Here is an 18,062-nt window from a genome sequence, read left to right on the forward strand (position 1 = left end):
GCCGAGGAGGTGCCCGATGCCGCAGGTCGACACCCACTGCCCGTACTGCGCCCTGCAGTGCGGGATGAGCCTCGACGGCACCCGCGTCACCCCGCGGGACTTCCCGGTCAACGCCGGCGGCCTGTGCCAGAAGGGCTGGACGTCCGGCAGCCTCCTCACCAGCCCGAAGCGGCTGACCACCCCGATGCTGCGGGTCAACGGCGCGCTCGAGCCGGTCAGCTGGGACTTCGCCCTCGACCACGTCGCCCACAAGCTCCGCGAAACGCAGGCGAACCACGGTCCGGACGGCGTCGCGATCTTCGGCGGCGGCGGGCTGACCAACGAAAAGGCCTACCTGCTCGGCAAGTTCGCCCGGGTCGCGCTCGGCACCTCGCAGATCGACTACAACGGCCGGTGGTGCATGTCCTCGGCCGCCGCCGCGGGGATCAAGGCCTTCGGCGCGGACCGCGGGATGCCGTTCCCGGTCACCGATCTCAAGAACGCCGACGTCGTGCTGCTCGCCGGGGCGAACCCGGCCGAGACCATGCCGCCGTTCACCCAGCACCTGCGCGGCACCGACCTGATCGTCGTCGACCCGCGGCGCACCCCGACCGCCGAGCTGGCGAGCCTGCACCTGGCCCCCGCGCCCGGCACGGATCTCGCGCTGGCGCTGGGCATCCTGCATGCCGTCGTCGAAGGCGGCCACCTTGATCGGTCCTATGTAGACGACCGCACCAGCGGGTTCGCCGACGTGTGGCGGATCGCCGCGAGCTGGTGGCCGGAGCGCGCCGAACGCGTCACCGGTGTCTCGGCCGCCTACATGCGCCTCGCCGCCGAGAAGCTCGCCGGTGCCCGCAACGCCTACGTCCTCACCGCCCGCGGCACCGAGCAGCACGCCACCGGCACCGCGACCGTCGGCGCCTGGATCAACCTCGCCCTCGGCCTCGGCCTGCCCGGCCGCCCGGGCTCCGGCTACGGCTGCCTCACCGGCCAGGGCAACGGCCAAGGCGGACGCGAGCACGGCCAGAAGGCCGACCAGCTGCCCGGCTACCGCAAGCTCGACGACCCCGCCGCGCGCGCGTACGTCGCCGGGGTCTGGGGTGTGGACGCCGAAAGCCTGCCCGGGCCCGGCCGCTCGGCCACCGAACTGCTCGAAGCGCTCGGCCAGGAGAACGGCCCCAAGGCGCTGATGGTGTTCGGCAGCAACGTCGTCGTCTCGGCGCCGCGCTCACAACGGGTCCAGGATCGACTGTCCGAACTGGACTTTCTGGTCGTCGCCGACTTCGTGCTGTCGGAGACTGCGGCGCTCGCCGACGTCGTCCTGCCGGTCACCCAGTGGGCCGAGGAGGACGGCACGCTCACCAACCTCGAAGGCCGGATCCTGCTGCGGCGCAGGGCGTTGACCCCGCCGCCGGGCGTCCGGTCCGACCTCGACGTCCTCCACGGCCTCGCGCTCCGGCTGGGCCAGCCCGGAGGCCGGTTCCCGACCGACGCCGAGACGGTGTTCGAGGAGCTGCGGGTCGCGTCCAAGGGTGGCATCGCCGACTACTCCGGCGTCAGTTACGACCGGCTCCGCAGCGGCGAGGCCCTGCACTGGCCGGTCCCCGGGAACGACCACCCCGGCACCCCGCGGATGTTCCTCGACGCCTTCGCCCACCCGGACGGCCGCGCGCGGTTCACGCCGGTCGAGCACACCGGCCCGGCCGAGCTCCCGGACGACGAGTTCCCCTTGCAGGCCACCACCGGCCGCGTCCTGCAGCACTACCAGTCGGGCGCCCAGACGCGGCTGATCGGCGAGCTCAACGAGGTCGTCCCGGAGGCGTTCGTCGAGGTCCACCCGGACACCGCCAAGCGCGCCGGGCTCGAAGAAGGCGACCGGGCGCTGATCCGCTCCCGGCGCGGCGAAACCGTCGCGCGGGTCCGGTTCGCGCAGAGCCTCAAGCCCGACCTCGTCTTCCTGCCGTTCCACTTCCCGGGTGAGCAGCGCGCCAACCTGGTCACCAACCCGGCGCTCGACCCGGTTTCCCGGATGCCGGAGTTCAAGGTGTGTGCCGTGTCCTTGTCTACAGTGGATGGTGCCGCATGACCCCCCGTGAAGTCGTCATCGTCGGCTACGGCATGGCCGGCGCCCGGCTCGCCGACGAAATCCGCCGCCGTGACCCGATCGCCGAGCGCGTCCGCCTCACCGTCCTCGGTGCCGAAAAGCACGCCGCCTACAACCGGGTCCTGCTGTCCGCCGTCGTCGCGGGCGGGATGAGCGCCGAAAGCGTCCGCCTGCACGACGACGAATGGGCCCAGCGCCACAACATCGACCTCCGGCTCGGTGTCGACGTCGCCCGCATCGACCGCGAGAAGCGCTGTGTCGAGCTGGCCGACGGCTCCTCCGCCGACTACGACGCCCTGGTGCTCGCCACCGGCGCGAACCCGTGGATCCCGCCGGTCGAAGGCCTCGAAGCCGGGCCCGGGGTGGTCGCCTTCCGCAGCCTCGACGACTGCGCCAAGATCCTCGACGCCGCCCGCTTCGGCGCGCCGGTCGCGGTGCTCGGCGGCGGCCTGCTCGGCCTCGAAGCCGCCCGCGGGCTGGCCGGGCGCGGCAACCAGGTGACCGTCGTGCACCCGCTGGGGCACGTCATGGAACGCCAGCTCGACCCGGCTGCCGGCCACGTGCTGGCCCGGCAGCTCACCGAGATGGGCGTGACGTTCAAGTTCGGCGCGACCGCGGCCCGCTACCTGCCCGGTGACGGGCTCAAGCTCGACGACGGCAGCCTCGTCCCGGCCGACCTGGTCGTGGTCGCGGCCGGCGTCCGCGCCGAGACGAGCCTGGCCGCCGAAGCCGGCCTCGACGTCGACCTGGGCATCCTGGTCGACGACGTCCTGCGCACCAGCGACGGCCGCATCCACGCCCTCGGCGACTGCGCCCGCCACCCCGGCGCCCCGGCCGGGCTCATCCAGCCCGCCTGGGAGCAGGCCGAAGTCCTCGCCGACGTCCTGACCGGGACGAACGCGGCGGCCCGCTATCGCGGCACCACGGCCGTCACCCGGCTCAAGGCCCGCGGCATCGACCTCGCCGCGCTCGGCGAGACCCAGCTCGAAGCATCCGACAACGGCGCCGAGGTGCTCACCTTCAACGACCCGACCGGTGGCCGGTACGGCAAGCTCGTCGTCCGCGAAAACCGCGTCACCGGGGCGATCCTGCTCGGCCTGCCCGACGCGGCCGCCACCATCACCCAGTTCCACGACCGCGGGACGCCGTTGCCGGAAGACCGGCTCGCCGTCCTGCTCGGCCGCGCGCTGCCCAGCGGCAGCACCACGGCGGCCAGCCCGGGCGACCTGCCCGCGGCGGCGGTGATCTGCCGCTGCAACAACGTCACCAAGGGCCGGCTGATCGAGGCCTGGAAGGCCGGGGCCACCGACACTCCCGCACTGGCGCGGGCCACGCGAGCGACCACGGGATGCGGCGGGTGCACCGACACCGTCGGCGGCATCGCGAACTGGCTCGCCGCGCAATGACCGACCCGACCCGCACTGAGGAGACCGCCGTGGCGCACCAAGGAAAACACTGGATCGAGCACTGGGAACCCGAGAACGAAGCGTTCTGGGAGTCGACGGGCAAGAAGGTCGCCCGCCGCAACCTGTGGTTCTCGGTCTTCGCCGAGCACATCGGCTTCTCGATCTGGACCCTCTGGTCGGTCATCGTCCTGTTCATGGGCAAGGACTACGGCTTCTCCGCCGCCGACAAGTTCCTCCTCGTCTCGACGCCGACGCTGATCGGCGGCCTGATGCGGCTGCCCTACACGTTCGCCGTGGCGAAGTTCGGCGGCCGCAACTGGACGGTCGTCTCGGCCGTGCTGCTGCTGATCCCGACCACGCTGGCCGCGATCGTGCTGCACCCCGGCACGTCGCTCGGCACCTTCCTGATCGTCGCCGCCCTCGGCGGGGTGGGCGGCGGCAACTTCGCCTCGTCGATGACGAACATCAACGCCTTCTACCCCGAGAAGCACAAGGGCTGGGCGCTGGGTCTCAACGCCGGCGGCGGCAACCTCGGTGTCGCGGCGATCCAGCTGGTCGGGCTGCTGGTGATCGGCACGGCGGGCGCGACCGCGCCGCGGCTGGTGCTGTTCATCTACCTGCCGCTGATCGTCGTCGCGGCGCTGTGCGCGTACTTCTTCATGGACAACCTCGCCACCATGAAGGGCGACACGAAGGCGATGCGCGAGGTCGTCAAGGACCCGCACACCTGGGTGATGTCGTTTCTGTACGTCGGCACGTTCGGCTCGTTCATCGGCTACAGCTTCGCCTTCGGCCTGGTCCTGCAGAACCAGTTCGGCCGCACCCCGCTGCAGGCGGCCGCGGTGACGTTCCTCGGCCCGCTGCTCGGCTCGTTCTCCCGGCCGACCGGCGGCTGGCTGGCCGACCGCATCGGCGGTGGCAAGGTCACCTTCGCCACCTTCACCGGGATGGCGCTGGCCACGGTGGTGCTGATCCTCGCCTCGACGTCGAAGTCCCTGACGCTGTTCACGATCGCCTTCATCGTGCTGTTCGTGCTCACCGGCATCGGCAACGGCTCGACGTACAAGATGATCCCGGCCATCTTCCGCGCCAAGGCGAAGGTCGCCATCGCCAACGGCGCCGAGGAGACGGCCGAGCTGCTCAAGGCGCGGCGGCTGTCCGGTGCGCTGATCGGCCTGGCCGGCGCGATCGGTGCCGAGGGTGGCCTCTTCATCAACCTGGCGTTCCGGCAGTCGTTCGCCGACGCGAAGAGCGGCGTGCCCGCCTTCATCGGATTCCTCGTCTTCTACGGGCTCTGCTTCGCCGTCACCTGGGCGGTCTACCTGCGCAAGCCCGCCGAACAGCCCACGAGTGAGCGCGGTCTGGCGCTCGCGGGAGCGGAGGTCTGAGATGCCCACCCTGGTCGTCGCCGGACACGGCATGGTCGCCCACCGGCTCGTGGAGGCGGTGCGTGCGGAAGACCCTTCGGGGACCTGGCACATCGTCGTCCTGTCCGAGGAGCCGCGCCCGGCGTACGACCGGGTGGCGCTCACGTCCTATGTGGACACCTGGGAGCCGGCCACGCTGGCCCTCCCCGGCTCGGACTACGCGGGTGATTCCCACGTCGACCTCCGGCTCGGTGAACTGGCGGTGTCGGTGGACCGCTCGGCCAAGACGGTGACCACGGCTTCCGGTGACGTCGTCTCCTACGACGCGCTGGTGCTGGCCACCGGCTCGCGGCCGTTCGTGCCGCCGGTGCCCGGCCACGACCTGGACGGCTGCTTCGTCTACCGGACCATCGAGGACCTCGACGCGATCCGCGCCGCCGCGGTCGACAAGCCCGGCCGCGGCCGCCGCTCGGCCGTCGTCATCGGCGGGGGCCTGCTTGGTCTGGAGGCCGCGAAGGCACTGCGGGACATGGGCCTGTCCCCGCACGTCGTGGAGATGGCGCCGCGGCTGATGCCGCTGCAGGTCGACGAGGGCGGTGGCTCGCTGCTGCGGCGGCTGATCACCAACCTGGACGTCACCGTCCACACGGGAACGTCGACCGACGCGATCGAGGCCGACGGCTCGCGGCTGCTGGCCAAGCTCGGCAACGGCACCGAGCTGGACGTCGACCTGGTCGTGTTCTCCGCCGGTGTCCGGCCGCGCGACGACCTGGCCCGCCAGTCCGGCTTGGACCTCGGCCCACGCGGCGGCGTGCTGACCGATGCCTCCTGCCGCACCGGCGACCCGGCGATCTACGCGATCGGCGAGTGCGCCGCGGTCGAGGGCCGCGTGTACGGCATCGTGGCGCCCGGTTACGCGATGGCGGAGATCGTCGCCGCGCAGCTCACCGGTGGCGGCGGGACGTTCCCGGAGCCGGACACGTCCACGAAGCTGAAGCTGATGGGCGTCGACGTCGCTTCCTTCGGGGACGCCCACGCGACCACCGAGGGCGCCCTGGAAGTCGCCGTCAACGACGCGGTCGCCGGGACGTACAAGAAGCTCGTGGTCACCGACGACGGCAAGACGCTGCTCGGCGGCGTGCTCGTCGGCGACGCGACCGAGTACAACACGCTGCGCGCCCTGGTCGGCCGTCCGCTGCCGGCCGAGCCGGGCGCGATCCTCGCCCCGGCGGGCGGCGGCGCCGCGGTCGGTGTCGACGCGCTGCCCGACGCGGCGCAGATCTGCTCGTGCAACGCCGTCTCCAAGGGCGCGATCACGACGGCCATCCACGAGGACGGCTGCGACACCGTCCCGAAGCTGAAGGCGTGCACCCGGGCGGGCACCGCCTGCGGGTCGTGCGTCCCGCTGCTGTCCAAGCTGCTCACCGCGGCCGGCGTCGAGCAGTCGAAGGCCGTCTGCGAGCACTTCCCGCAGTCGCGCGCGGAGCTGTTCGAGATCGTCCAGGCGACCCGGATCACCGCGTTCAGCGAGCTCATCGCCCGCTACGGCGCGGGCAGCGGCTGCGCGATCTGCAAGCCGGCGGTGGCGTCCATCCTGGCCACCCTCGGCAACGGGCACGTGCTCGGCGGCGAGCAGATGACGTTGCAGGACACCAACGACCGGTACCTGGCGAACCTGCAGCGCAACGGCACGTACTCGGTGGTCCCGCGGATCCCCGGCGGCGAGATCACGCCGGAGAAGCTGATCGTGATCGGCGAGGTGGCGCGCGACTTCGGGCTGTACACCAAGATCACCGGCGGCCAGCGGATCGACCTGTTCGGCGCGACCGTGGACCAGCTGCCGCTGATCTGGCGGCGGCTCGTCGACGCCGGGTTCGAGTCCGGCCACGCCTACGGCAAGGCGCTGCGCACGGTGAAGTCGTGCGTCGGGTCGACGTGGTGCCGCTACGGCGTGCAGGACAGTGTCGGTCTCGCGATCGAGCTGGAGCTGCGCTATCGCGGGCTGCGCTCGCCGCACAAGCTGAAGTCGGCGGTGTCCGGGTGCGCCCGGGAGTGCGCCGAGGCGCGGAGCAAGGACTTCGGGATCATCGCCACGGAGAACGGCTGGAACCTCTACGTCGGCGGCAACGGCGGCACCACCCCGCGGCACGCCGACCTGCTCGTGTCCGATGTGGACACCGCGGCGCTGATTCGCACGATCGACCGGTTCCTGATGTTCTACGTGCGCACCGCCGACCGGCTGCAGCGGACCGCGCCCTGGATCGAGGAGCTGGAGGGCGGGCTCGACCACCTGCGCGCGGTGATCGTCGACGACTCGCTCGGCATCTGCGAGGACCTCGACGCGGCGATGGCCAAGCACGTCGACAACTACGCCGACGAGTGGAAGGGCGTCCTGGAGGACCCGGAGAAGCTGGCCCGGTTCTCCTCGTTCGTCAACGCGCCGGGCGCGCCCGACCCGGCCATCTCGTTCCGTTCCGAGCGGGACCAGAAGGTGCCCGTCATGCTGGGAGTTCCGGAGGTGCGGCGATGACCACGTCGATCGAACGGACCTGGACGGCGGTCTGCCCCGTCGGCGCGGTGCCCGAGTACGCCGGGGTGGCGGCGCTGCTCGGCGACGGCGTCCAGGTGGCGATCTTCCGGCTGCCCGGCGACCGGCTGTACGCGCTGTCCAACTGGGACCCGTGCAGCGGCGCGGCGGTGCTCTCGCGCGGCATCGTCGGCGACGCGGATGGTGTGCCGGTGGTGGCGTCGCCGGTGTACAAGGAGCGGTTCGCCCTCGAAACCGGCCAGTGCCTGGACGCTCCGGACGTTTCGGTGCCGGTGTACGAGGTGCGCGTGCGGGAAGGCGTCGTCGAAGTGGAGAGCCCGTGAGCGATGTGCTCCCACTGGCCGGTTTCGTGATCGGCATCACCGCGGCGCGCCGGGCTGACGAGCTCGGCGCGCTGCTGGTGCGCAAGGGGGCGAGCGTCCGGTACGGGCCGGCGATCCGGATCGTGCCGCTGACCGACGACCGGGAGCTGCACGCGGCGACGTCGGCGCTGCTGGCGGCGCCGGTCGACGCGGTCGTCGCGACCACCGGCATCGGCTTCCGCGGCTGGCTGGAGGCGGCCGAGGGCTGGGGGCTGGGGGATTCGCTGCTGGACCGGCTGTCGACGGCGGCGCTGCTGGCCCGCGGGCCGAAGGTGACCGGCGCGCTGCGGGCGGCGGGGCTGTCGGAGTCGTACTCACCGGCGTCGGAGAGCAACGCGGAGCTGCTGCAGCACCTGCTGTCGTCGGGGGTCGCCGGGCTGCGCATCGCGGTCCAGCTGCACGGGGAGCCGCTGCCGTACTTCGTGGACACGCTGCGCGCAGCGGGCGCCGAGGTGATCGAGATCCCGGTGTACCGCTGGGTCGGCCCGGTGGACCCGGGCCCGGTGGACCGCCTGCTCGACGGCGTCCTGGACAGCTCGATCCACGCGCTCCCGTTCACCAGCGCGCCGGCGGCGGCGGCGCTCATCGCCCTGGCCCGCCGCACGGGCCGGCTGCCGGGGCTCGTCACGGCGCTGTCCGGCCCGGTGGTGGCGGCCTGCGTCGGCCCCATCACGGCCGGACCGTTGGCTGCGTTGGGGGTGCCGACGGTCCAGCCCCACCGCGCGCGCATCGGGGCGCTGGCCCGCACGGTGGCGGAGACCCTGGTCGCGCGTTCGCCGCGCCTGCGCGCGGGAGGACGTTCGATCGAGCTGCGCGGCCAAGCGGCCATCGTGGACGGCGAGTGGCGCGAAGTGGCGCCCGCGCCGATGGCGTTGTTGCGGGCACTGGCGGCGTCGCCGGGGCGGGTGGTGTCGCGGCGCGAGCTGATCTCGGCGTTGCCCGGGGGCGGCGAGGAGCACGCGGTGGAGACGGCGATCGGCCGGCTGCGGACGTCGCTCGGCGGCGGGAAGGTGGTCCAGACGGTGGTGAAGCGCGGATACCGGCTGGCGGTCGACGCCTGAGGAGCGGGTCAGCCCTGTCAGGGGCCGTGTCAGCGCGGTGGCCTTCCGGTGTCAGCGGGGGCGGCGAAGGTGGGTTCACACACCGAGCCAAGGAGAATCCGATGCAGAAGTTCACCACCCCCGCCCCGATCACCACCGCCCTCGCCATCCCGGCCGGCCGCGTCCGCTTCGTCGCTGCCGACGGGCCCGACACCGTCGTCCAGGTCCTGCCCGCCGACCCGGCGAAGAACCGCGACGTGAAGGCGGCCTCGGAGGCGTCCGTGTCGTTCGACGACGGCGTCCTGCGCATCTCACTCGAGGCGAAGAACCAGTACTTCGGCCCATCCGGGGCGCTCGACGTGACGGTCTCACTGCCGGCGGGCTCGTCGGTCGAGGCCAAGGCGGCGAGCGTCTCGCTGCGGGGCGTCGGACGCCTCGGTGACGTCACGGTCTCGGGAGCGCACGGCGAGGTCGTCTTCGACGAGGCGGCAAGCTTCCGGGTGACGGCCCACGCGGGCGACATCTCGGTGGGCCGCCTGACGGGCCCGGCGGAGATCACCACGGGCAAGGGCGACATCCGCATCGCCGAGGCGGCGAGCGGGACGCTGGTGCTGAGCACCCAGGCGGGCAACATCACGGTGGCAGCGGCACCGGGCGTCTCGGCATCGTTGGACGCGGGGACGACGTACGGCCGGATCCGCAACGCGCTGAAGAACGAGGGAACGCCGGGGTTGGCCATCCAGGCGACCACGTCCTACGGCGACATCGACGCCCACAGCCTGTGAGGCCGGTCCTGGAGCGCCCCCGATGTGGCGTTGGTGGCTTCTGCGAACGCCACATCGGGTGCGCGGGACGCACCGAACGCCACATTGGGTGCGCGGGACGCACCGAACGCCACATTGGGTGCGCGGGACGCACCGAACGCCACATTGGGGCGCTGGGGAGGGACCGAAATTGTCGGTGCCCGCTGGTAGCGTGGAAAACGGGGGGCGCCCCCGCGGGTGTGGTCAGCGGGCGCCGCGTGTTCGAGGCCGGGCCGTGGTCAGCCGGCCCAGGTGACTGCGTGCTTTTCGAAGCCCCGCGCCGCCGCCACCCGGGCCGCCTCGGCCTCCGCCTCCTCGCGCAATGCCGGGCGCAGTGGGTCGAACGCCGTCACCGTGAACGTCAGTTTCGCCCCGCTGCCCTTCGTGCGCCACGTTCCCGCGATGTCGCCGTCCGCCAGCAGCACGCCCGGGTTGCCCAGCATCTTCCAGACTTCCTTGCGCCGCAACGGGTCCGGGACCAGCAGCCCCTTGTCCCGCGCCTGGATGAACGGGTCCAGCGGTGGCAGCAGCCGCACCGCGTCCGGCTCCGGCGGGTTCTCCAGCGCCGGGAGCCGGTCCTCCGGCAAGTACCGCGTCTTGCCCTCGACCTGCACCGAGACCACGCCCTCCGGCCACGTGCGGTCGACCACCGCGCGCGCCGTGCCCGCGAACTCCGCCGCGTCGCCCGGGGAGGCCGGGCCGTTCACCCTCAAGTAGCGCTCGATCACCGCCGTCGCCGCGGCCGGGTCCGGGGTCTTGCGCATTCGCCCGCGGCCTTCCAGCGGGGCCAGCGTTGCCGGTGATGCCCCCGTCACCAGGCGGACTCCGGCGTGCGGCGTCGCGATGCGCATCAGCTGCTCCTGGATGTGCGTCGCGTGGCAACCCCGGCACCACCGCGAGAACGACGGCGGCAACACCTTCGTGACCGCCGTCGACACCGCACCCTTCGACATCGGTTTCGTGACGACCTTCCGGAGCGCGCCCGCCGCCGTGAAGACCACCTCGGTCGCGGCCAGTCCCGTTGCCGCCATTTCCTTGCGCTGCCACAACATCCGGGCCAGCGCGTCCGCGTCGTCCAAGGGCACCAGCGCCCGGATCGCCTCCGGCAGGTCCGAACGCAGGTGGTAGTGCGGCGCGCCCCGCAACGTCCAGGCCAGGACGAGCCGCTCGTCGTCCAGGAGCGCCGGAGCGTCGAGCCGGGCCACCAGGGCGAGCAGCGCGGTGTCGCGCATGCTGTCCTGCAGCCCGGCCCGGACCACGGCGAGGTCGGCGACGTCCTTCGCCGAGCGGTGCAGGCCGTGCTCGGCGATGCGGTAGGCGAGAACCTGACGGCGGTCCACGTGCGGCTCCTAGAACGCGTACTCGAAGGTGTAGCCCATCTTGTCCTCGCCCATGGCACCGCCGGACGTGCCGCTGCCGCCGAGCCCGGTCAGCTCGCCGGTGCCCGAGCCGGGGACGACGGTGAACGTCGAGGCGAAGCCCTTGGTGTCGAAGGTGTACTCGTGGCGGATGACGAACGTCCCTTCGCGACCCTCGACCTTACCCTCGAACCGCTCGAAACCCGGGGCCGTCGTCCCGCCGCTTTCGTACCCTTCGCCGACGTAGAACAGCAGCAGGTCGCCGGTCGATTCGCCCTCCATGACCCCTTCGTACGCGAAAGTGGTGTGCGCGTACGCCACCCGCGGACCGCCTTCGGCGCCGCTGACGATCTTCTCTTCCCAGTTCTTCGCGGTGAATGCGTTCATGGGGACCACCCTGCCGGGCATACCTGTCAGCTCGTGTCAGGTATTTCTGCCAGAATCGGGACATGCGCGCGAGCCGTCTCCTGTCCGTCCTCCTGCTGCTGCAGAACCGCGGCCGGATGACGGCCGAGGAGCTGGCCGAGGAGCTCGAAGTCTCGGTGCGCACGGTGTACCGGGACATCGACGCGCTCTCGGCGTCCGGCGTCCCGGTGTACGCCGACCGCGGCCGCACGGGCGGCTACCGGCTGGTCGACGGCTACCGCACCCGGCTCACCGGGATGACCGAGGAAGAGGCCCAGTCGCTGTCGCTGGCCGGGCTACCGGTGGCGGCGGCCGAGCTCGGGCTCGGCACGGTGCTTGCGGCGGCGCAGCTCAAGCTGTACGCCGCGCTGCCGGCCGAGCTGCGCGATCGCGCCGGCCGGGTCGCCGAGCGGTTCTACCTGGACGTCCCGGGCTGGCACCGGGGCATCGAGAGCCTGCCGACGCTGTCGGCGATCGCCGACGCCGTGTGGTCGTCGCACCGGATCCGGATCCGCTACGAACGCTGGGGGCAGCGGGTCGTCGAACGGGATCTGGAGCCGCTCGGGCTGATCCTCAAGGCGGGCAACTGGTACCTCGCCGGCCGCTGCGAGGGCACCGACCGGACGTACCGGATCTCGCGGGTGCTGGAGCTGACCGACCTCGGCGAGGTCTTCGAGCGGCCGGCCGGCTTCGACCTCGCGCGGTACTGGCAGGAGTGGTCCGAGCAGTTCGAACGCCGGATGTACCCGCGCGTCGCGGTGGTGCGCCTTTCGCCGCGGGCGCAGGCCCTCGTACCGTTCTACGGAGGTTCCGTCGGCGCCCGCGCGTTGCGCGACTGCCGGAACGAGCCCGACGCGGACGGCTGGCTCACCGTGGAGCTGCCGGTGGAGCCGGGCGAACCGGCCATCGGCGAGCTGCTGCGCTTCGGGCCGCACCTGGAGGTCCTGGAACCGGCGGACCTCCGGGCGGAGCTGGCCGAGGCGATCGAGGAGATGGGCGCGTTCTATGGGTGAGCTGAGCGGGATCGCCATCGGGGTCACGGCCGAGCGGCGAGCGGGCGAATTCATCGCGGCCCTCGAACGCCACGGCGCCCAGGTCCGCCACGCGCCGACGATCACCATCGTGCCCCTGGACAGCGACCCGGCGTTGCGCGCGGGCACCGAGGCGGTCCTGGCGGAGCCGGTCGGCTGCACGGTGGTCACCACGGGCGCCGGTTTCCGCGGCTGGCTCGAGGCGGCCGAGGGCTGGGGCCTGCGCGATCGGCTCGTGGCGGCGCTGGGGGAGTCGCGGATCTACGCCCGCGGCCCGAAGGCGGTGGGCGCGGTCCGCGGCGCCGGCCTGCGCGAGTCCTTCTCGGCCGCGTCGGAGTCGAACGCCGAGCTGTTCGGGGCGCTGGCCTCGGCCGGGGTGGCCGGCGAGCGGGTCGCCGTCCAGCTGCACGGAACGCCGCTGCCGGAGCTCACGGCCCCCCTCGTGCAGGCCGGCGCCTCCCTGGTGGAGGTGCAGCCGTACCGCTGGCACTCCCCGCCGGACGTCACCCCGGTGTACGACCTGATCGACGCGATCATCGCGGGCGAGCTGGCCGCGCTGGCCTTCACGAGCGCCCCGGCCGCGGCGAACTTCCTGACCCTGGCGCGCACGTCCGGGCACTACGACGACCTGCTGACGGCCCTGCGCGGCCCACTGGTGTGCGCATGCGTCGGCCCGGTCACGGCGGCCCCCCTGGAGGCGGCGGGCATCGAGACGCTGCAGCCGGACCGCCAGCGTCTGGGTGCCCTGGTGAAGCTCCTGGCCACGAAGCTCGGCAAGGAGTAGCCCGCCCGCTTGCGCGAACTCAGTCAGTCGTCGGCCAGGGCTTCGCCCGCCTCCGCCGCCCGGACTGCCTCGCGGCCGGCTGCTTCCTCGCTCATCCCGAGCCGCCAGTAGCCCGTGAAGCAGATCAGCCGCTTGTCCACCTCGCGCTCGCGCACCAGGTGGCGCCGGACCGACTTCACCACGCCCGCCTCTCCGGACACCCACGCATACGGCGTCCCGCCCGGGAACGCCGCGCCGCGCAGCGCCTCCAGCAACGCCTCGCCCAGCGGCCGTGACCCGCGCAGCACCCAGTGGACCTCCACCGCTCCGCGCGTCTCGAACACCTGCCTGTCCGCGCGGTCCGCCAGCTCGACGTACACCGCGGCGCGCGCGCCCGGCGGGAGCTGCTCGATGATCGCGCCGATCGCCGGCAGCGCCGTCTCGTCGCCCACCAGCAGCTGCCAGTCGCAGCCCTCCGGCGGCGCGTACAGCCCGTACGGCCCGGTGAACGTCACGCGGTCGCCCGGTGTCGCCCGCGACGCCCACGCCGAGGCCGGCCCGGTGTCGCCGTGCAGCACGAAGTCGACGTCGATCTCCGCCGCGGCCGGGCGGTGGGCCCGGACCGTGTACGTGCGCATCGGCGGCCGGACGCCGTCCGGCATCGCCAGGTACGTGCGGTACCAGGACATGACGTCGGAAGCCATCTCCGGCAGCACCGGCGCTTCCTGCCCCGGCAGCGGGAAGAACACCTTGACGTACTGGTCGGGCGCCCCGGCCGGCACGTCGCGGAAGCTCTCCGCGGCGAACGTCACGCGCACGAGGTGCGGCGTGACCGGCCGGACGACGGTCACCCGCGCCCGGTGGTAGGTCAGGGCAGGTCGCTCCAGCTGGGTCGTCATTAGGCGAGGCTAACCTAATGACGTGGGTTCAGAACAGTCCTTCCGGCCCGTGGTCCTCCTCTCCGTCCGGTTTCCACCGGTACTTCCGCAGGTCGATGCGCTGGCCGTCGGCCAGGACACCCTCGGCGCGCAACCGCTCCAGCTGGTCGTGGACCAGGTGCGGCGCCGGGGTGCCGTTCGCGCGCAGGATGCGGTGCCACGGAAGGTCGTGCCCGTCCTCGGCCAGGATCGCGCCGACCATCCGCGGCGACGGCGCCCCCGCGAGGGAGGCGATGTCGCCGTACGTCGCCACCGTGCCGGCCGGCACCGACTCGATGATCTCCCGCACGCGCTCGTGCAGAACGTCGTCCATACCGACACTGTGCCGGACAGGTACGACACTTTTCGCAACCATCCACCGCACGCTGCGGCGCCTTCGCCGAACGGACCCCCGCTAAGCCGTGCCGGTGCGCCACCCGGGGGACCGGGCGTGGTTCCATCGCGGGGTGAACGGGAGGCGAACGGCGCAGGCGGACGCGCGGCTGGTGCGCACGCCGGTCACCGCCACACCCTCGTTCACCTGGGACGAAGGCGCGCGGCGCGTGCTCTCCGCACCCGGCGGGTTCCTCCGCGTGCTCGGCGGCCCGGGCACCGGCAAGACGGCACTGCTGGCCTCGGCCGCCACCCGCCGCATCGCCGAGGGCGCCGACCCGGAGAGCGTCCTCGTGCTCACCACGTCCCGCAAGTCCGCCGACGCGCTGCGCGCCGACATCACCCGGCGGCTCACCGCCGACCCCGGCCTGGCGCGGCCGCTGCCCCGGACCGTTCGCGAGCCGCTCGTCCGCACCGTGCACTCCTACGCCTACTCGCTGCTGCGGCTGGAGGCGATGGCCGAAGAGCTCCCGCCGCCGCGGTTGCTGGCCGGCGCCGAACAGGACGTCGTCGTCCGCGAACTGCTGGCCGGCGACCTCGACGAAGAGGCCGAGTACTGGCCCGAGCAGCTGCGGCCCGCCCTGATGGTCCCCGGCTTCGCGGAGGAGCTGCGTGACCTGCTGATGCGTGCGGCCGAGCGTGGCCTCGGCCCCGGGGACCTCGCCGAGCTGGGGCGCCGCCGCGGCCGCGAGGAGTGGATCGCCGCCGGGGAGTTCTGGGCGCAGTACGAAGAAGTCACGCAGCTGCAGGGCGCGGGCGGCAACGCCCTCGGCGTCGCGAGCGCGCCCGCCCTCGACGCCGCCGAGCTCGTCACCTCCGCGCTGCTCGCCCTCGAAGACGACGACGAACTGCGCGAACGCGAGCGCACCCGCGTCCGGCACCTGTTCGTCGACGACGCCCACCACCTCGACCCGCTGCAGACCAGCCTGGTCCGGGTGATCGGGCACACCGCCGCCGAGTTCGTCGTGGCCGGCGACCCCGACCAGAACGTGTTCTCCTTCCGCGGCGCGGACGCGCGCCTGTTCGCCGACGCAGACCCGGACGGCAGCCGGACCGTCACGCTCACCACGGCCCACCGGCTCGCCCCGGCCGTCCGGCTCGCGGTGGCCAAGATCGGCGCGACGCTGCCGGGCGCGTCGCCGCACCGCAAGATCGTCCCGCCTCGCGGCGCCACCGGCGGCAACGTCCGCGTCCGCGTGATGCCGACGCCCGCCGCCGAGGCGAGCTGGATCGCCGACCAGCTGCGTCGCGCGCACCTCGTCGACGGCGTGCCGTGGTCGGAGATCGCGGTGCTCGTCCGGTCGCCCGCGCGGACTTTCCTGGTCCTGCAACGCGCGTTGCGCGCGGCCGGCGTCCCGATCGGGTCGGCGACCGAGGAACTGCCGCTGGCCAAGCAGCCCGCGGTGCGGCCGCTGCTGGCCGTACTGAAGCTCGCGCCGTCGCCCGAGCTCCTCGACATCGACCTCGCGGAAATGCTGCTTTCGTCGGCCCTCGGCGGCGCGGATCCCTTGGCGCTGCGGCGGTTGCGGCGCGGCCTGCGCCGGCTCGAACTGGCCGGCGGCGGCCAGCGGTCGAGCGACGAACTGCTCGTGGAAGCGTTGCGCGGCGGCGACATCCTGGCCGGGCTCGCCGACGCCGAGGCCGAGCCGGTGCGGCGCGTCGGCGGGCTGCTGCGCGTCACGCACCAGGCCGTCGCGCGCGGCGAGGGCGTCGAGCAGGTGCTGTGGCAGCTGTGGCGGGAGAGCGGGCTGCAGGACAAACTGCTGAAGCAGGTCGAGCGCGGCGGGTCGCTGGGGGCGCAGGCCGATCGCGACCTCGACGCCGTCGTCGCGCTGTTCGACGCCGCGGGCCGGTACGTCGACCGGCTGCCGCGCGCGAGCGTCGCCTCCTTCGCGGATTACCTTGGCGCGCAACGGATCGCCGGTGACACGCTGGCGCCGGCGGCCGTCCCGTCCGACGGTGTCTCGCTGCTCACCGCGCACGCTGCCGCCGGTCGCGAGTGGACGGTCGTCGCCGTCGCCGGGGTGCAGGAGGGCGCGTGGCCGGACCTGCGGCTGCGCGGGTCGGTGCTCGGGGTGGAGCGGCTCAAGGACCTGATGGCCGGGGTCGACGACGACGCCGTCTCCCAGACCGCGCCGATCCTCGCCGAGGAGCGGCGCCTGTTCTACCTCGCGCTGAGCCGGGCGAAGCGGACGTTGCTGGTCACGGCGGTTTCGGGCGAGGACGAGCAGCCGTCCCGGTTCCTCGACGACCTGGAGGAGAACGGCGCCGACGACGGCGGGCTCGACTCGCGGATGAAGCCGCCCGGCCGGTCGCTGGTGCTCGCCGAGCTGGTGGGAGAGCTGCGCGAGGTCGTCTGCGACGACAAGGCCGACCCCGCGCGCCGGCGTCGGGCGGCGAAGCAGCTGGCCCGCCTGGCCGACGCGCGCGTGCCCGGCGCGCACCCGTCGACGTGGTACGGCCTGCTGCCGGCGTCCAGCGACGAGCCGGTGCACCCGCCGGGTGACCTGATCCGGATCTCACCGTCCACAGTGGAAATCCTGACGAAGTGCCCGCTGCGCTGGATGATCGAGCGCCACGGCGGCAGCGACCCGGCCCAGCTCGCGGCGGTGACGGGGACGCTGGTGCACGGGCTCGCCCAGGCGGTGGCGTCCGGTTCGACGGACGCGGAGCTGCAGGCCGCGCTGGACGAAGCGTGGGTGCGCGTCGACGCCGGGGCGCCGTGGTTTTCGCGGCGGGAGCGGCGGCGGGTCGAGCAGATGCTGCGGAACTTCACGACGTGGCTGGAGCGCAGCCGGGCGGAGCTCAAGGAAGCCGGGGTCGAGCAGGACATCGAGGTCGAGTTGCCGGCCGGGGGCGCGGACGAGGTCCGGGTGCTCCTGCGCGGACGGGTCGACCGGGTGGAGCTCGACGCCGAGGGGCGGCCCGTGATCGTGGACATCAAGACGGGCAAGGTCCCGGTGTCCGGGGCGGAGGCCGAGGCGCACCCGCAGCTGGCGGCGTATCAGCTGGCGGTGCTGCTGGGGGCGATCGAGGGCCGGACCGAGGCGGGTGGCGCGCGGCTCGTGTATGTGGCGAAGGCGAACAACAAGACGGGAGCGACGGAGCGGTCCCAGCCGCCGCTCGACGAGGTGGGCGGCAAGCAGTGGCTGGAGCTGGTCCAGAAGGCGGCGGCCTCGGCGGCGGGGCCGGACTACCAGGCCCAGGAGAACCCGGACTGCGACCGCTGCCCGGCTCGCGGGTGCTGCCCGCTCCGGCCCGAGGGGCGGCAGGTGCCGGGGCAGTGAACGATCTGGTTAGTTCGGCTGGGGTGGGGCGGGGTCGGCTGGGCGGCGGGTTTGTGGACTATCTGGTGAGTTCGTTGGCTGCGCGGGGTCGGCCGGGTGTGGGGCTTGTGAACGATCTGGTTAGTTCAGGCGCGGTGGCGTGGCGCTGGCTGGGTGGCGGGTTTGTGGACTATCTGGTGAGTTCGTTGGTTGCGCGGGGTCGGCCGGGTGCGAGGCTTGTGAACCACCTGGTTAGTTCAGGCGCGGTGGCGTGGCGCTGGCTGGGCGGCGGGCTTGTGGACTATCCGGTGAGTTCATCC

Annotated in this window: 14 protein-coding genes; 10 read left to right on the forward strand and 4 right to left on the reverse strand. The window is 72.9% G+C overall.

Going from position 1 to position 18,062, the window contains the following annotated elements:
- The first annotated feature begins 16 nt into the window (after window positions 1-16).
- The 7 genes from ACWEF6_RS16660 (at window position 17) to ACWEF6_RS16690 (ending at window position 9,591) form a co-directional block, all read left to right on the forward strand.
- Window positions 17-2,065: a molybdopterin oxidoreductase family protein gene (locus ACWEF6_RS16660; RefSeq protein WP_449683720.1), complete on the forward strand. Its 2,049-nt coding sequence runs from the start codon at window positions 17-19 to the stop codon at window positions 2,063-2,065.
- On the forward strand, window positions 2,062-3,489 hold the full coding sequence (locus tag ACWEF6_RS16665) for an FAD-dependent oxidoreductase (protein ID WP_449683721.1): 1,428 nt from the start codon (window positions 2,062-2,064) through the stop codon (window positions 3,487-3,489). Before ACWEF6_RS16660 ends, ACWEF6_RS16665 begins: the two co-directional genes overlap by 4 nt.
- Entirely contained in the window at window positions 3,486-4,877 is a 1,392-nt protein-coding gene (locus ACWEF6_RS16670; RefSeq protein WP_449683722.1) for a nitrate/nitrite transporter, read from the forward strand. Before ACWEF6_RS16665 ends, ACWEF6_RS16670 begins: the two co-directional genes overlap by 4 nt.
- Window position 4,878: 1 nt before the next feature.
- Complete coding sequence (gene nirB / locus ACWEF6_RS16675; protein WP_449683723.1) at window positions 4,879-7,386, forward strand: nitrite reductase large subunit NirB; 2,508 nt, start codon at window positions 4,879-4,881, stop codon at window positions 7,384-7,386.
- On the forward strand, window positions 7,383-7,727 hold the full coding sequence (gene nirD, locus ACWEF6_RS16680) for a nitrite reductase small subunit NirD (protein WP_449683724.1): 345 nt from the start codon (window positions 7,383-7,385) through the stop codon (window positions 7,725-7,727). The genes nirB and nirD overlap by 4 nt, the downstream gene beginning before the upstream one ends.
- Entirely contained in the window at window positions 7,724-8,827 is a 1,104-nt protein-coding gene (locus tag ACWEF6_RS16685; protein WP_449683725.1) for a uroporphyrinogen-III synthase, read from the forward strand. The genes nirD and ACWEF6_RS16685 overlap by 4 nt, the downstream gene beginning before the upstream one ends.
- Window positions 8,828-8,928: 101 nt before the next feature.
- Window positions 8,929-9,591, forward strand: coding sequence for a DUF4097 family beta strand repeat-containing protein (locus ACWEF6_RS16690; RefSeq protein ID WP_449683726.1), 663 nt, complete (start codon window positions 8,929-8,931; stop codon window positions 9,589-9,591).
- A gap of 257 nt (window positions 9,592-9,848) precedes the next feature.
- On the opposite strand, the gene ACWEF6_RS16695 is transcribed toward ACWEF6_RS16690, so the two are convergent.
- Both ACWEF6_RS16695 and ACWEF6_RS16700 read right to left on the reverse strand, forming a co-directional pair.
- Window positions 9,849-10,949, reverse strand: coding sequence for a DNA glycosylase AlkZ-like family protein (locus tag ACWEF6_RS16695; protein ID WP_449683727.1), 1,101 nt, complete (start codon window positions 10,947-10,949; stop codon window positions 9,849-9,851).
- A gap of 9 nt (window positions 10,950-10,958) precedes the next feature.
- Entirely contained in the window at window positions 10,959-11,354 is a 396-nt protein-coding gene (locus ACWEF6_RS16700; RefSeq protein ID WP_449683728.1) for a DUF3224 domain-containing protein, read from the reverse strand.
- 62 nt (window positions 11,355-11,416) lie between these two features.
- Here ACWEF6_RS16700 and ACWEF6_RS16705 point away from each other — a divergent pair, with 62 nt between their 5' ends.
- Together ACWEF6_RS16705 and ACWEF6_RS16710 are read left to right on the forward strand one after the other, a co-directional pair.
- A complete protein-coding gene (locus ACWEF6_RS16705; RefSeq protein ID WP_449683729.1) occupies window positions 11,417-12,385 on the forward strand; it encodes a helix-turn-helix transcriptional regulator in 969 nt (322 codons plus the stop codon).
- Window positions 12,378-13,187, forward strand: a complete 810-nt coding sequence (locus ACWEF6_RS16710; RefSeq protein ID WP_449683730.1) for a uroporphyrinogen-III synthase — start codon at window positions 12,378-12,380, stop codon at window positions 13,185-13,187. The genes ACWEF6_RS16705 and ACWEF6_RS16710 overlap by 8 nt, the downstream gene beginning before the upstream one ends.
- Window positions 13,188-13,210: 23 nt before the next feature.
- Here the strand turns inward: ACWEF6_RS16710 and ACWEF6_RS16715 are convergent, their stop codons facing one another.
- Entirely contained in the window at window positions 13,211-14,065 is an 855-nt protein-coding gene (locus ACWEF6_RS16715) for a siderophore-interacting protein (RefSeq protein WP_449683731.1), read from the reverse strand.
- A gap of 28 nt (window positions 14,066-14,093) precedes the next feature.
- A complete protein-coding gene (locus tag ACWEF6_RS16720; RefSeq protein WP_449683732.1) occupies window positions 14,094-14,417 on the reverse strand; it encodes an MGMT family protein in 324 nt (107 codons plus the stop codon).
- Window positions 14,418-14,589: 172 nt separating this feature from the next.
- On the opposite strand from ACWEF6_RS16720, the gene ACWEF6_RS16725 reads away from it, so the two are divergent.
- Window positions 14,590-17,763 (forward strand): ATP-dependent helicase, encoded by a 3,174-nt coding sequence (locus ACWEF6_RS16725; protein WP_449683752.1) that lies wholly within the window; start codon window positions 14,590-14,592, stop codon window positions 17,761-17,763.
- Window positions 17,764-18,062: the final 299 nt, after the last annotated feature.

The sequence above is a fragment of the Amycolatopsis sp. NPDC004772 genome (assembly GCF_053601215.1).